Origin of the sequence: Streptomyces sp. DSM 110735 (assembly GCF_016482685.1) — a bacterium.
Taxonomy (GTDB): domain Bacteria; phylum Actinomycetota; class Actinomycetes; order Streptomycetales; family Streptomycetaceae; genus Streptomyces.
Genome location: NZ_JACYHF010000011.1, coordinates 209,424 through 222,572, shown reverse-complemented (window position 1 = coordinate 222,572; position 13,149 = coordinate 209,424). Strand labels below are relative to the sequence as shown.

The following is a 13,149-nucleotide window of genomic DNA, read 5'->3' as shown; positions in this document are numbered from 1 at the left end:
GGAAGCCTGGTAACGGGTGGAGTTGACTGGTACTAATAGGCCGAGGGCTTGTCCTCAGTTGCTCGCGTCCACTGTGTAAGTTCTGAGGCAACGAACAGTTGCCGGTTCAGAGCTGAACTCACAAATAAAAAGTGTGCTTGTTCGCTCGAAACCATTAGGGTTTCGGTGGTCATAGCGTGAGGGAAACGCCCGGTTACATTCCGAACCCGGAAGCTAAGCCTCTCAGCGCCGATGGTACTGCAAGGGGGACCTTGTGGGAGAGTAGGACGCCGCCGAACAATCTTTGGAGGACCCCTGGTCCCAGCGTTCAGCTGGGACCAGGGGTCCTTTTGTTTTTACAATGCTTGTTGTACCTGAAGACAGGAGTCATCCGATGGCCACCAACTCTCCCGACGACCGTCCGGAGCGCGACCAGCGGCGACGGGACAGTGGTGACCGCGGTGAACGCGGCGGCTACCGCGGTGCCCCGCGCCGTAGCGGCGGCAACGACCGTGGCGGCGACCGCCCTTCGTACCCCCGCCGTGACGACGACCGTGGCGGCTACGGCCGACGCGACGACCGTGACCGTGGTGACCGAGGCGGCTTCCGCCGCGACGACCGGGGTGACCGGGGCGGCGACCGTCCCTCCTACCCGCGTCGTGACGACAACCGTGGTGACCGTGGCGGCTTCCGTCGCGACGACCGTGGTGGCGACCGTCCGTCGTACCCCCGTCGTGATGACGACCGTGGTGGTTTCCGCCGCGACGACCGTCGTGACGACAATCGTGGTGGTTTCCGCCGGGACGACCGCAGCGGTGGCGACCGTCCGTCCTACCCGCGTCGCGACGACCGTGGCGGCGACCGCCCCTCGTACCCGCGCCGCGATGACGACCGTGGTGGCTACCGTCGCGACGACCGTCGGGACGGTGACCGCAGTGGTTTCCGTGGTCGTGACGACCGTGGCGGTGACCGCTCGTCGTACCCGCGTCGTGACGACAACCGTGGTGACCGCGGTGGCTTCCGCCGGGACGACCGCAGCGGTGGCGGCGACCGTCCGTCCTACCCCCGTCGTGACGACCGTGGTGGGGACCGTCCGTCGTACCCGCGCCGTGATGACGACCGCGGTGGCTTCCGCCGGGACGACAACCGTGGTGGCGACCGTCCGTCCTACCCGCGTCGCGATGACCGTGGTGGGGACCGTCCGTCGTATCCCCGTCGTGATGACGACCGTGGTGGTTTCCGTCGCGACGACCGTCGTGACGACAACCGTGGTGGCGGCGACCGTCCGTCCTACCCGCGCCGTGACGACCGTGGTGGGGACCGCCCGTCGTACCCCCGTCGTGACGACAACCGTGGTGACCGTGGTGGCTTCCGCCGGGACGACCGCAGCGGCGGCGACCGTCCGTCCTACCCCCGTCGTGACGACCGTGGCGGCGACCGCCCGTCGTACCCCCGTCGTGACGACGACCGCGGTGGTTTCCGTCGCGACGACCGTCGCGATGACCGCGGTGGCGACCGTGGTGGTTTCCGGGGTCGTGACGACCGGGGTGGCGACCGTCCGTCGTACCCCCGTCGGGACGACCGTGGCGGGCGACCCGCCGGTGGTGGGTTCCGTGGGCGGGACGACCGGCGTGGTGGGGACGACCGGCGTGGTGGTTACCGGGGCCGGGACGACCGGGACCGTGACCGTGACCGGGAGCCGATCAAGCGGCTGCCGATCCCCGAGGACGTCACCGGTGACGAGATCGACAAGGACGTGCGGCAGGAGCTCCAGAGCCTGCCGAAGACGCTCGCCGAGGACGTCGCGCGCAACCTGGTGATGGTCGCCCGGCTCATCGACGAGGACCCCGAGGGTGCCTACGGCTACTCCCGGGTGGCCCTGCGTCTGGCGTCCCGTGTCGCCGCCGTCCGCGAGGCAGCCGGTTTCGCGGCGTACGCGAACCAGAAGTACTCCGAGGCGCTGGCAGAGTTCCGGGCCGCGCGGCGGATGACCGGCAACACGGACCTGTGGCCCGTGATGGCGGACTGCGAGCGGGGTCTGGGTCGTCCGGAGAAGACGCTGGACATGGCGGGTGCCCCCGAGGTGCAGAAGCTGGACAAGGCGGGTCAGGTCGAGATGCGGCTCGTCGCCGCCGGTGCCCGGCGTGACATGGACCAGCTCGACGCGGCGATCGTGACGCTGCAGAGCCCCGAGCTGGCGTCCAACTCGGTGCAGCCGTGGACCGCCCGTCTGCGGTACGCCTATGCCGACGCGCTGTTGGCCGCCGGTCGGGAGACCGAGGCGCGCGAGTGGTTCGCCAAGGCGGTCGAGGCGGACCGCGACGGCAGCACCGACGCCTCCGACCGGCTCGCCGAGCTGGACGGCGTGGAGTTCGTCGACGCCCTCGGTGAGGACGAGACGGACGCCGAGGGCGAGTCCGGCGTCACCGTCACGGAGACCGTGACCGAGACCCCGGCCGCCGAGGACGAGGACGCGGACGACGCGGACGACGACGAGCCCGTCGCGCGCGACACCGACCGCGACACCGACAAGGACTGACGCGTCACGCGCTGACCACAGCACATGAGTGAGGGGCGGAACCCGGCCGGGTTCCGCCCCTCACTCATGTCCGGACTCATGTCCGGGTCCGGGATCTCAGATGTCCAGCACCCGCAGCACCAGACCCGACGCCGGCTTCGGACCGAACGAGGTCGACTTGCGGGGCATCGTCACGCCCTGGCGGGCCAGTTCGCGGACGACGTCCTCGCGGACCGGGTGCAGCAGGACCGCCGTGCTGCCGTCGTGCTCCGCCTTGGCGACCGTGGCGGTGGCGTCGTGGATGTAGGCGATGTGGGCGGGGGAGTCCTCGGGGATGTGCCACACGTGGTCGAGGAGCGTGGCGTGCAGGACGGTCGCGTCCAGGGAGCGCCAGGCGGCGGGCTGGTCGGCCGGGACCGTGCGGGCCAGCAGGTCGGGGTCCGGCTTGTCCAGGAGGTGGAAGGCGCCGTCCCCGGCCAGCAGGAAGGCGTTGCCCTCGGCGGCAGCCTCCGCGAGTTCCGCGAGCGCCTCGGCCAGCGGCAGCTCAAGACGCCGTACCCGGAACAGGTCCCGTACCGCCGCCACCGCGTCCGCCACCCGCAGACCGTGCAGCAGCCGGTGGATGGCGCGCACGCGCAGCGGATAGCGGACGGTGTCGACCAGCAGGACCAGACCGTGGTCCCAGGGGCTGGGCGAGGGGTGTTCCGCGCGGAGCAGCCGGTAGGTGGCCCAGCGGTGGTGGCCGTCGGCGATGAGCGCCTGGTGTCCGGCGAGGTCGGCGCGGACCAGGGTGAGGTCGTCGGGCTCGGTGACCGCCCAGAGGCGGTGGCGTACGCCGTCCTCGGTGGTGGTGGCGAGCAGCGGAGCGTGCGCGACCGTGCGCTCCACGACCTCGGCCGTGGCGCCGTTGCCGCGGTAGGTCAGGAGCAGGGGTTCCAGGTTGGCGCGGGTGGCGCGCATCAGGGCGGCGCGGTCCGCGACCACCGGGGGCATGACGTCCTCGTGCGGGAGGACCACGCCCTCCTCCGGTTCCGAGACGCGCAGGGCGCCGATGACACCGCGCTGGACCCCGCCCTCGCCGTCGCGCTGTTCGTAGACGTACAGCGCGGGCTCGGGGTCGGCTCGCAGGACGCCCTCGGTGAGCCAGCGGCGCAGGGTGCCGGCCGCCTGGTCGTTGCGGACGGTGGGGGTTTCGGCCTGGGGGAGGATCAGCCGGACGATGTTGTGCGGGTCGGCGTCCTGGAGGTGGTGCAGGCCGTCGGGGCGCACGACCACGTCGTACGGCGGGGAGGTGACGGAGGCGAGGCTGCCGACCCGTTCGGGGTCGTAACGAAGGCCCCGGAACGGTGTGAGTTCCAGCCCTCGGGGCGCCTTTGCTTCCGAGTGACCTGCGATGTTCATCCCGGCATCGTACGTGTGCGGGGGCTGTGGGGGATGATCGGGGGAAAGAGCGTCGAACGAGGAGCGATACCGCATGAGCCAGAGCGTCAGGACGAGGCCCGAGGGCAGTGGGCGCCCCCTGAGCGAGGCGTACGACACGGCGCTGCTCGATCTGGACGGGGTGGTGTACGCGGGCGGGGAGGCCATCGCGCACGCCGTGGACTCGCTCGCGGTCGCGCGTGAGGAGGGCATGCACCTCGCGTACGTCACCAACAACGCGCTGCGCACCCCGGACACGGTCGCCGGACACCTCACCGAGCTGGGCATACCGACCGGAGCCGACGATGTGATCACCTCCGCGCAGGCGGTGGCGCGGCTGATCAGCGAGCAGGTGCCCGCGGGGGCGAAGGTGCTGGTCATCGGCGGCGAGGGGCTGCGGGTGGCGCTGCGCGAGCGCGGTCTGACGCCGGTGGAGTCGGCGGACGACGACCCGGTGGCCGTCGTGCAGGGCTACGGCGGTCCCGACCTGGCGTGGGGGCGGTTCGCGGAGGCGTCGTACGCGGTGGCGCGCGGGGTGCCGTGGTTCGCGTCCAACACCGATCTGACGATTCCGAGCGGGCGGGGTATCGCGCCGGGCAACGGCGCTGCCGTGGAGGTCGTGCGGATCGCGACCGGTGCCGAGCCGCAGGTGGCGGGAAAGCCGCTGCCCCCGATGCACAAGGAGACGATCCTGCGCACCGGCGCGAAGCGGCCGCTGGTGGTCGGGGACCGGCTGGACACCGACATCGAGGGCGCGTTCAACGGCGAGGTCGACTCGCTGCTCGTGCTGACCGGTGTCACCGACGGCGCCCTGCTGCTCGCCGCGCCCCCGCGGCACCGGCCGACCTATGTGGACGCCGATCTGCGCGGGCTGCTCACCGGGCAGCCGGAGGTCACGGAGGCGGGCGAGGGGTTCCGCTGCGGTGGCTGGACGGCGACGGCGGGCGCCGAGCGGCTGGAGCTGACGGGTGACGGCGAACCGCTGGACGGGCTGCGGGCGCTGTGCGCGGCGGCGTGGACGGCGGCGGGCGAGGGCACGTGCACGCTGGACGGGGGCAAGGCGCTGGCCCGGCTGGGGCTCTGACCACGGCGTATGCCCCGGACCGGGCTCGTCCCGGGCTCGTGCGTGGGCCCGTACCGGTCACTTGATCACATGGGAGGATAGGCTAACCTAACCTCGTGTTGGTCGAGAGTCCTCCGGAACCGCGCGCGGACGTCAGCTCCGCGCCCCCGAAGCGACGCGCGGTACGGGCCCTCGGGCTCCTCCTCGCCGTCGTGCTCCTGGCGTTCGTCGCCATGGCGAGCATCGCCATCGGCGCGAAGGCGCTGTCGCCGGACCAGGTCCTGCACGGCCTGTTCCACGACACCGGGACGTACGGCGACACGGTCGTGGGCGCCCGGATCTCGCGGACCCTCCTCGGTCTGCTGGCGGGGGCTGCGCTCGGTCTCTCCGGGGCGGTTCTGCAGGCGGTCACCCGCAATCCGCTGGCCGACCCCGGTCTGCTCGGCATCAACGCGGGTGCCTCCGCCGCCGTCGTCACGGCCATCACCTTCCTCGGCGTGACCTCGCTGACCGGCTATGTGTGGTTCGCGTTCGCCGGTGCGGCCGTGGTGGGCGCGCTGGTGTGGTTCCTCGGCGGCAGCCGGGGCGCCACCCCGGTGCGGCTCGCCCTTGCCGGTACGGCGATCAGCGCCGCGCTGTACGGCTACCTCCAGGCCGTGATGATCTCCGACGACGCGGCGCTCGGCCGGATGCGGTTCTGGACGGTCGGCTCGCTGGACTCCGCGACGAACGGGACCATCGTCCAGGTGCTGCCGTTCCTCGCGGTCGGCATGATCCTCGCGCTCGCGCTCGCCCGGCCGCTGAACGCCATGGAGATGGGCGACGACACCGCCCGCGCGCTCGGCGCCAACCTCCACCGCACCCGCGGTCTCGCCATGCTGGCCGCGACCGTGCTGTGCGGCGCCGCGACCGCCGCCTGCGGTCCGATCGTGTTCGTCGGTCTGATGGTCCCGCACGTGGTGCGCTCCTTCACCGGACCCGACCTGCGCTGGATCCTGCCGTACGCCGCCGTCCTCTCGCCGGTGCTGCTGCTCGGCGCGGACATCGTCGGGCGGCTCGTCGTCCGCCCGGCGGAACTGCAGGTGGGCATCGTCACCGCGATCATCGGCGGCCCGCTGTTCATCATGCTCGTACGACGCCGGAGGACGGCCCAACTGTGAAGACGCACTCCCGGAGCCGTGCGGTACGCGCCCCCGGCGGGCTCTCCCTGCGCGTGGACCCGCGCGGTCTGCTCGTCGTCCTGCTGCTGATCGTGGCCGTGCTCGTCGCGGGCGTGGCGCTGATCGGCACCGGCGACGCGAAGATCCCGGCGGCCGACGTGCTGCGGACGCTGGCCGGGAACGGCACCGCGTACCAGGACTTCATCGTCAACGAGCTGCGGCTGCCGCGGCTGCTCGTCGCCCTGCTGGTGGGCGGCTCGCTGGGGCTGGGCGGCGCCCTGTTCCAGTCGATCTCGCGCAACCCGCTGGGCAGCCCCGACGTGCTCGGTCTCTCCCAGGGCTCGACCGCGGGCGCCCTGGTCATGATCGTGCTGTTCTCCGGCAGCGCCACCGCCGTGACGCTCGGCGCGCTGGTCGGCGGTCTGGTCACGGGCGTCGCCATCTATCTGCTCGCCTGGAAGCAGGGCGTGCACGGCTACCGGCTCGTCCTGGTCGGCATCGGCGTCTCCGCGATCCTCACCGCCGTCAACGGCTATCTGATCACCAGGGCCGACATCGTGGACGCCGCCCGCGCGGTCGTGTGGATGACCGGCTCGCTCGACGGCCGGGACTGGTCCCAGGTCTGGCCGCTGCTCGCCATGTGCGCGGTCCTCGTCCCGCTGGTCCTCGCCAACGGGCGGGGGCTGAGGATGATGGAGATGGGTGACGACGTGTCGTACGCGCTCGGGGTGCGCGTGCAGCGGGTGCGCCTCGTGCTGATGGTCTCCGCCGTCCTGCTCACCGCCGGTGCCACCGCCGCCGCCGGACCCGTCGGCTTCGTGGCGCTCACGGCGCCGCAGCTCGCCCGGCGGCTGACCCGCTCGCCGGGACCCAACCTGGTGCCCTCCCTCTTCATGGGCGCCGCCCTCCTCGTCACCGCCGACTGGCTCTCGCAGCGCGTCTTCGGCGCCGACCAACTGCCCGTCGGCGTGGTCACCGGCGTCCTCGGCGGCGCCTATCTGCTGTGGCTGCTGGTCACCGAGCGCCGGGCGGGCCGGATATGAGCGGCGCCCCGCACCCGGACGGCACGACGACGAACATCCCTAGGAGCACTGTGAACCGCCTGTCCGCCGAGAACGTCACCCTCGCCTACGAGCAGCGGGTCATCGCGGAGAAGCTGTCGGTGGAGATACCGGACAACTCCTTCACCGTGATCGTCGGTCCCAACGCGTGCGGCAAGTCCACGCTGCTGCGGGCGCTCTCGCGGATGCTGAAGCCCAGCGAGGGCCGGGTGCTGCTCGACGGCCAGGTCATCCAGTCGATGCCCGCCAAGAAGGTCGCCCGCACCCTCGGTCTGCTGCCCCAGTCCTCCATCGCGCCTGACGGCATCACCGTCGCGGACCTCGTGGCCCGGGGGCGCTACCCGCACCAGGGCATCCTGCGCCAGTGGTCCGCCGAGGACGAGCAGGTCGTCGCGGACTCCATGGCGCGCACCGGTGTCGCCGAGCTGGCGGAGCGGTACGTCGACGAGCTGTCCGGCGGTCAGCGCCAGCGCGTCTGGATCGCCATGGCGCTCGCGCAGCAGACCCCGCTGCTGCTCCTGGACGAGCCGACCACCTACCTCGACATCCAGCACCAGATCGACGTCCTCGACCTGTGCGCCGAGCTGCACGAGACCCAGGGGCGCACCCTCGTCGCCGTCCTGCACGACCTCAACCACGCCGCCCGCTACGCCACCCACCTCATCGCCCTGCGCGGCGGCGAGGTGATCGCGGAGGGCGCGCCCGGCGACATCGTCACCGCCGAGCTGGTCGAGAAGGTCTTCGGGCTGCGCTGCCAGGTCATCGACGACCCCGAGACCGGCACCCCGCTGGTGGTCCCGGCCGCGCGCAAGGCGCGTCCGGTGGCGAAGGCGGCTACGGCGTCCTGAGCCGCGAGGCGGTGGTCACAGCAGCTTTCTCAGCCGGAACAGGTCCAGCAGGCTCGCCTCCAGGCGCACCCGGCCCGAGCCCCAGGCGGTCGCGAAGTTCAGCTCGCCGTCCACCAGGGACACCAGGTCGTCGCCCGCCAGGGCGAGCCGGATCTGCGCCCGCTCGCCCGGCGGACCCGGCAGGGTCCGGTCCACCTCGATCCGGCCGCCCGTCATGCGGCCGGTGAAGGTGACGTCCAGGTCGGTGATGTGACAGCTCACCGAGCGGTCCAGGGCTGCGGCGGCGCGCACGTCGCCCTCGGCGCCCCGCATGTTGTCCGAAAGCTTCTCCAGTGCGGCGCGGCACTGCTCGATCGTGGCCATCGCGCACGACGGTACCCCAGTCGTTCGCGGTAGCGTCTGGGCATGAGCGAGTCCGCCGCCGAGCCGCAGGGCGCCACCGAGCACGACACCGGGTACGCACCCGAGGTCCCGGCCCCGCTGAACGTGCCCCGCACCCCCACCGGCGACCCGGGCGTGGACGCCCGCCTGACCCGGCTTGCCGACGCCGACCGCCTCACGACCGACGGACACCTCGCGGTGTACGAGGATGTACACGCGGGGCTGCGCGACGCGCTGAGCGCGCTCGACGCCCGCTAGATCCGCATCACCGTGAGAAGTCAGGAGCTGAACCGAACGTGGCTGGAGTCGTACGCCGCCGTCTGGACGCCGAGCTGGTCCGCCGGAAGCTGGCGCGCTCGCGCGAGCACGCGAGCCAGTTGATCGCCGCCGGGCGGGTCAGCGTCGGCAAGACCGTGGCGACCAAGCCGGCCACCCAGGTCGAGACCGCCGCCGCCATCGTGGTCCAGTCCGACGACTCCGACCCCGAGTACGTCTCCCGGGGCGGTCACAAGCTCGCCGGGGCGCTCGCCGCGTTCGTGCCCGAGGGGCTCGTCGTCGAGGGGCGCCGCGCGCTGGACGCGGGCGCCTCCACCGGCGGCTTCACCGACGTGCTGCTGCGCGCGGGCGCCGCGCACGTCGTCGCCGTGGACGTCGGCTACGGCCAGCTCGCCTGGTCTCTGCAGAGCGATGAACGCGTCACCGTCAAGGACCGTACGAACGTACGGGAGTTGACGCTTGAGGCGATCGACGGGAAGCCTGTGGACCTGGTGGTGGGCGATCTGTCCTTCATCCCGCTGGGGCTGGTGCTGCCCGCCCTCAAGCGGTGCGTGACGCCGGATGCCGATCTGGTGATGATGGTCAAGCCGCAGTTCGAAGTGGGCAAGGAACGGCTGGGCAGCGGGGGAGTCGTACGGAGTCCGCAACTGCGGGCGGAGGCCGTGCGCGGGGTGGCCGAGAAGGCCGGGGAGCTGGGGCTCGGGGTGCGAGGAGTGACCGCGAGTCCGCTGCCGGGTCCCTCGGGCAATGTCGAGTACTTTCTCTGGCTGAAGTCCGGTGCACCCGAACTGGACCCGGCCGACGTCGATCGTGCAGTGGCGGAGGGGCCGCGTTGACACAGAACCGAGCGCGTACTGTTTTCCTGCTCGCCCACACCGGGCGCCCGGCTGCGATCCGCAGCGCGGAACTCGTGGTCAAGGGGCTGCTCTCGCACGGCATAGGCGTGCGGGTGCTGGAGGAGGAGGCGCGCGACCTGCCGCTGCCGGGCGAGGTCGAACTCGTCGCGGAGGCGACACCGCAGTCCCTGGACGGCTGCGAGCTGCTGATCGTCCTCGGCGGCGACGGCACCCTGCTGCGCGGCGCCGAGTTCGCCCGCGCCTCCGGGGTGCCGATGCTCGGCGTCAACCTCGGCAGCGTCGGCTTCCTCGCCGAGGCGGAGCGGGACGACCTGGACCGGGTCGTGGACCGGGTGGTGGCCCGCTCCTACGAGGTCGAGGAGCGCATGACCATCGATGTGGTCGTGCACCGCAACGGTGACATCGTGCACACCGACTGGGCGCTGAACGAGGCAGCCGTCCAGAAGGTCTCCGCCGAGAAGATGCTCGAAGTGGTCCTGGAGATCGACGGCCGTCCGGTCACCGCCTTCGGCTGCGACGGCATCGTCCTTTCCACGCCCACCGGCTCCACCGCCTACGCCTTCTCCGCCGGGGGACCGGTGGTCTGGCCCGAGGTGGAGGCGCTGCTCATGGTGCCGATCAGCGCCCACGCGCTGTTCGCCAAGCCGCTGGTCACCTCCCCGGACTCGGTGCTCGCCGTCGAGGTGCTCCCGCACGTCCCGCCGGGCGTGCTGTGGTGCGACGGGCGCCGCACCATCGAGCTGCCCCCCGGCGCCCGCGTGGAGGTCCGGCGCGGAGCCGTGCCGGTCCGCCTCGCCCGGCTGCACCACGCCTCCTTCACCGACCGCCTCGTGGCGAAGTTCGCCCTGCCCACCACGGGCTGGCGCGGGGCGCGGCAGGACCACACCACCGAGTGACATGGGCGGCCTGTGTGCGCATCCCGCCCCGGACCTCGTATGGTCTGTTCCGTGTTGGAGGAGATGCGCATACGGTCGCTCGGGGTCATCGACGACGCCGTGGTCGAGCTGTCGCCCGGGTTCACCGCTGTCACCGGTGAGACGGGCGCGGGCAAGACCATGGTCGTCACCAGCCTGGGGCTGCTGCTCGGCGGGCGCGCCGACCCGGCGTTGGTCCGGCTCGGCGCGGGCAAGGCGGTGGTGGAGGGGCGGATCGCCGTACCCCCCGGTGCCCCCGCCGTCGTACGTGCCGAGGAGGCAGGCGCCGAGCTGGACGACGGCGCCCTGCTGATCAGCCGCACCGTCTCCGCCGAGGGACGCTCCCGGGCGCACCTCGGCGGTCGCAGTGTCCCCGTCGGACTGCTCGCCGAGCTGGCCGACGACCTGGTGGCCGTGCACGGCCAGACCGACCAGCAGGGACTGCTCAAGGCGAACCGGCAGCGCGGCGCCCTCGACCGGTACGCGGGCGACGCCGTCGCGGTGCCGCTCGGCGCCTACACGGACGCCTACAAGCGGCTGCGCGCCGTGAGCGCCGAGCTGGACGAGATCGTCACCCGCGCCCGCGAGCGCGCCCAGGAAGCCGACCTGCTGCGCTTCGGGCTGGACGAGATCGCGGCCGTGGAGCCGCGCGCCGGGGAGGACGTGGAGCTGGCCGAGGAGGCGGAGCGGCTCGGGCACGCCGAGTCCCTGTCCTCCGCCGCGACCGCCGCCCACGCCGCCCTCGCCGGGAACCCCGAGGACCCCGAGGGCATCGACGCCGCCACGCTGATCGCCGGTGCCCACCGGGCCCTTGAGGCGGTCCGCTCGCACGATCCGGCGCTGGCCGCGCTCGCGGACCGCATCGGGGAGATCGGCATCCTCGCCGGGGACGTGGCGGGCGAGCTGGCCGGATACGCCGACGACCTGGACGCCGACCCGCTGCGCCTTGCCGCCGTGGAGGAGCGCCGGGCCGCGCTGAACGCGCTGACCCGCAAGTACGGCGAGGACATCGCCGCCGTGCTGTCCTGGGCCGAGCAGGGCGCCGCCCGGCTGACCGAGCTGGACGGCGACGACGAGCGGATCACCGAGCTGACCGCCGAACGCGACGCGCTCGGCGCCGAACTGGGCGCGCTGGCCGAGCAGTTGACCACGGCGCGCACCGAAGCCGCCGAGCGGTTCGCCGCCGCCGTGACCGCCGAGCTCGCCTCCCTCGCCATGCCGCACGCCCGGGTGTCCTTCGACATCCGGCAGACCGAGGACCCCGAGGGCGTCGAGGCGGGCGGTCGCACGGTCGCCTACGGTCCCTCCGGCGTGGACGAGGTCGAGCTGCTCCTCGCCCCGCACCCCGGCGCCCCGCCCCGCCCCATCGCCAAGGGCGCCTCCGGCGGTGAGCTGTCCCGGGTGATGCTCGCCGTGGAGGTCGTCTTCGCGGGCACCGACCCGGTGCCGACCTACCTCTTCGACGAGGTGGACGCCGGTGTCGGCGGCAAGGCGGCCGTGGAGATCGGGCGCCGTCTGGCCAAGCTCGCCCGCACCGCCCAGGTCGTCGTGGTCACCCACCTGCCCCAGGTCGCCGCCTTCGCGGACCGGCAGTTGCTGGTGGAGAAGACCAACGAGGGCTCGGTCACCCGCTCCGGCGTCAAGGTCCTGGAGGGCGAGGACCGCGTCCGCGAACTCTCCCGGATGCTGGCGGGCCAGGAGGACTCCGAGGCGGCGCGGGCACACGCGGAGGAACTGCTGGCGACGGCGCGCGGGGAGGCGTAGCCCCTCGCCGGGGAGGTGCGCGCCCTCGCGGGGACCGTCCTGCGAGGCTGCCCCAACTCCCTTCTACAGTGGCCGGATGACCACCCGCACGACCACCTTCGCGACCGCCGCCCTCCTCACCCGGGGCGCCACCGCCGCCCTGCGCGCCCTCGCCCCCGGCGGCGCCGACCGCTGGCGGCGGAAGAACCACGCGGGCCGGACCGTGGAGCTGTACTGCGGCCCGGCGTGCGCCGCCGCGACCGCCCTCGCCGCCGCGCGCGTCCACCCCGCCGCGGGGCTCGCGGTGTTCGCCGCCGGTGCCTGCGGGGCGTACGACGACATCGCGGGCGCCGACGATCCGCGCCGGGGCTTTTGCGCCCACCTCGGCGCACTGCGCCAGGGCGAAGTCACCTCCGGCGCGGTGAAGTTGTTCGGCATCACCGCCGCCGCACTCGTGGCCGGGACGTTCCTCAAGCAGCGCCCGCTGGACCGGCTCCTTGCGGGCGTCGTGATCGCGGGCGCCGCGCACACCGTGAACCTCCTCGACGTGCGCCCCGCCCGCGCCGCCTCGGCGGTGCTCGCGCTCGGGGCGCCGGGGCTCCTTCGCTCCGCACCCGGGGGCGCGCTGGCGGCGGCAGCCGTGGGCGGGGCGGCGGCGGTGCTGCCCGAGGACCTGGGGGAGCGGGCGATGATCGGGGACACCGGCGCGCACGCCCTGGGCGCCGCGCTCGGAACCGCCGTGGTGGCGGCCAACGGCCGCGCGGGACTGCTCGCGCACGCCGTCGCCGTCGTCGCCGCCACGGTGTACGGGGACCGGGTGAGCGACTGGGCGCGGGCGCTCGGGACCGCCGACGGCACGGTCCGGTCGGCTCACCCGCACGGGTGATATGCGCCTGTGTGTTGCCTCTCCCCGCCGGGACCCGCGCCGAC

12 protein-coding genes, 1 rRNA gene and 1 pseudogene are annotated in these 13,149 nt (G+C 73.0%); 12 read left to right on the top strand and 2 right to left on the bottom strand.

What is annotated here, in order from left to right; translation table 11 throughout:
• Positions 1-161 precede the first annotated feature (161 nt).
• The 3 genes and pseudogenes from rrf (at position 162) to IF655_RS19170 (ending at position 2,518) form a co-directional block, all read left to right on the top strand.
• A 5S ribosomal RNA gene (rrf, locus tag IF655_RS19180) occupies positions 162-278 on the top strand.
• Positions 279-553: 275 nt separating this feature from the next.
• Positions 554-1,255 (top strand): annotated as a pseudogene (locus IF655_RS31510) (hypothetical protein); the annotation flags it as partial.
• A 435-nt stretch (positions 1,256-1,690) separates the two neighbouring features.
• A complete protein-coding gene (locus IF655_RS19170; RefSeq protein WP_199586130.1) occupies positions 1,691-2,518 on the top strand; it encodes a tetratricopeptide repeat protein in 828 nt (275 codons plus the stop codon).
• 96 nt (positions 2,519-2,614) lie between these two features.
• Here IF655_RS19170 and IF655_RS19165 read toward each other — a convergent pair whose 3' ends face one another.
• Entirely contained in the window at positions 2,615-3,898 is a 1,284-nt protein-coding gene (locus IF655_RS19165; RefSeq protein WP_199586114.1) for a DUF1015 family protein, read from the bottom strand.
• A 73-nt stretch (positions 3,899-3,971) separates the two neighbouring features.
• Between IF655_RS19165 and IF655_RS19160 the strand changes: the two genes are divergently transcribed.
• The 4 genes from IF655_RS19160 (at position 3,972) to IF655_RS19145 (ending at position 8,048) form a co-directional block, all read left to right on the top strand.
• Positions 3,972-5,000, top strand: a complete 1,029-nt coding sequence (locus IF655_RS19160; protein ID WP_199586113.1) for an HAD hydrolase-like protein — start codon at positions 3,972-3,974, stop codon at positions 4,998-5,000.
• A 95-nt stretch (positions 5,001-5,095) separates the two neighbouring features.
• Positions 5,096-6,139, top strand: a complete 1,044-nt coding sequence (locus tag IF655_RS19155) for an iron ABC transporter permease (RefSeq protein ID WP_199586112.1) — start codon at positions 5,096-5,098, stop codon at positions 6,137-6,139.
• Entirely contained in the window at positions 6,136-7,182 is a 1,047-nt protein-coding gene (locus IF655_RS19150) for an iron chelate uptake ABC transporter family permease subunit (protein WP_199586111.1), read from the top strand. Before IF655_RS19155 ends, IF655_RS19150 begins: the two co-directional genes overlap by 4 nt.
• Complete coding sequence (locus IF655_RS19145; protein ID WP_199586110.1) at positions 7,179-8,048, top strand: ABC transporter ATP-binding protein; 870 nt, start codon at positions 7,179-7,181, stop codon at positions 8,046-8,048. The genes IF655_RS19150 and IF655_RS19145 overlap by 4 nt, the downstream gene beginning before the upstream one ends.
• A gap of 15 nt (positions 8,049-8,063) precedes the next feature.
• Here the strand turns inward: IF655_RS19145 and IF655_RS19140 are convergent, their stop codons facing one another.
• Positions 8,064-8,411: a sterol-binding protein gene (locus tag IF655_RS19140; protein ID WP_199586109.1), complete on the bottom strand. Its 348-nt coding sequence runs from the start codon at positions 8,409-8,411 to the stop codon at positions 8,064-8,066.
• A 42-nt stretch (positions 8,412-8,453) separates the two neighbouring features.
• Here IF655_RS19140 and IF655_RS19135 point away from each other — a divergent pair, with 42 nt between their 5' ends.
• The 5 genes from IF655_RS19135 (at position 8,454) to IF655_RS19115 (ending at position 13,105) form a co-directional block, all read left to right on the top strand.
• Positions 8,454-8,687, top strand: a complete 234-nt coding sequence (locus IF655_RS19135) for a hypothetical protein (RefSeq protein WP_199586108.1) — start codon at positions 8,454-8,456, stop codon at positions 8,685-8,687.
• Between the two features lie 38 nt (positions 8,688-8,725).
• On the top strand, positions 8,726-9,541 hold the full coding sequence (locus IF655_RS19130; protein WP_199586107.1) for a TlyA family RNA methyltransferase: 816 nt from the start codon (positions 8,726-8,728) through the stop codon (positions 9,539-9,541).
• Entirely contained in the window at positions 9,538-10,458 is a 921-nt protein-coding gene (locus tag IF655_RS19125; RefSeq protein ID WP_199586106.1) for an NAD kinase, read from the top strand. Before IF655_RS19130 ends, IF655_RS19125 begins: the two co-directional genes overlap by 4 nt.
• 39 nt (positions 10,459-10,497) lie before the next feature.
• The gene (gene recN, locus IF655_RS19120; protein WP_199586105.1) at positions 10,498-12,240 is read left to right on the top strand and encodes a DNA repair protein RecN; all 1,743 of its coding nucleotides are present in this window, start codon (positions 10,498-10,500) and stop codon (positions 12,238-12,240) included.
• A gap of 76 nt (positions 12,241-12,316) precedes the next feature.
• Positions 12,317-13,105: a hypothetical protein gene (locus IF655_RS19115; RefSeq protein WP_199586104.1), complete on the top strand. Its 789-nt coding sequence runs from the start codon at positions 12,317-12,319 to the stop codon at positions 13,103-13,105.
• Positions 13,106-13,149 lie beyond the last annotated feature (44 nt).

What these genes read in the sequence shown, in the direction of transcription:
- IF655_RS19160 (WP_199586113.1), top strand. Translation starts at nt 3,972, where the DNA reads ATGAGCCAGAGCGTCAGGACGAGGCCCGAGGGCAGTGGGCGCCCCCTG.
- recN (WP_199586105.1), top strand. Translation starts at nt 10,498, where the DNA reads ATGGTCTGTTCCGTGTTGGAGGAGATGCGCATACGGTCGCTCGGGGTC.
- IF655_RS19135 (WP_199586108.1), top strand. Translation starts at nt 8,454, where the DNA reads ATGAGCGAGTCCGCCGCCGAGCCGCAGGGCGCCACCGAGCACGACACC.
- IF655_RS19145 (WP_199586110.1), top strand. Translation starts at nt 7,179, where the DNA reads ATGAGCGGCGCCCCGCACCCGGACGGCACGACGACGAACATCCCTAGG.
- IF655_RS19115 (WP_199586104.1), top strand. Translation starts at nt 12,317, where the DNA reads ATGACCACCCGCACGACCACCTTCGCGACCGCCGCCCTCCTCACCCGG.
- IF655_RS19165 (WP_199586114.1), bottom strand. Translation starts at nt 3,898, where the DNA reads ATGAACATCGCAGGTCACTCGGAAGCAAAGGCGCCCCGAGGGCTGGAA.
- IF655_RS19140 (WP_199586109.1), bottom strand. Translation starts at nt 8,411, where the DNA reads ATGGCCACGATCGAGCAGTGCCGCGCCGCACTGGAGAAGCTTTCGGAC.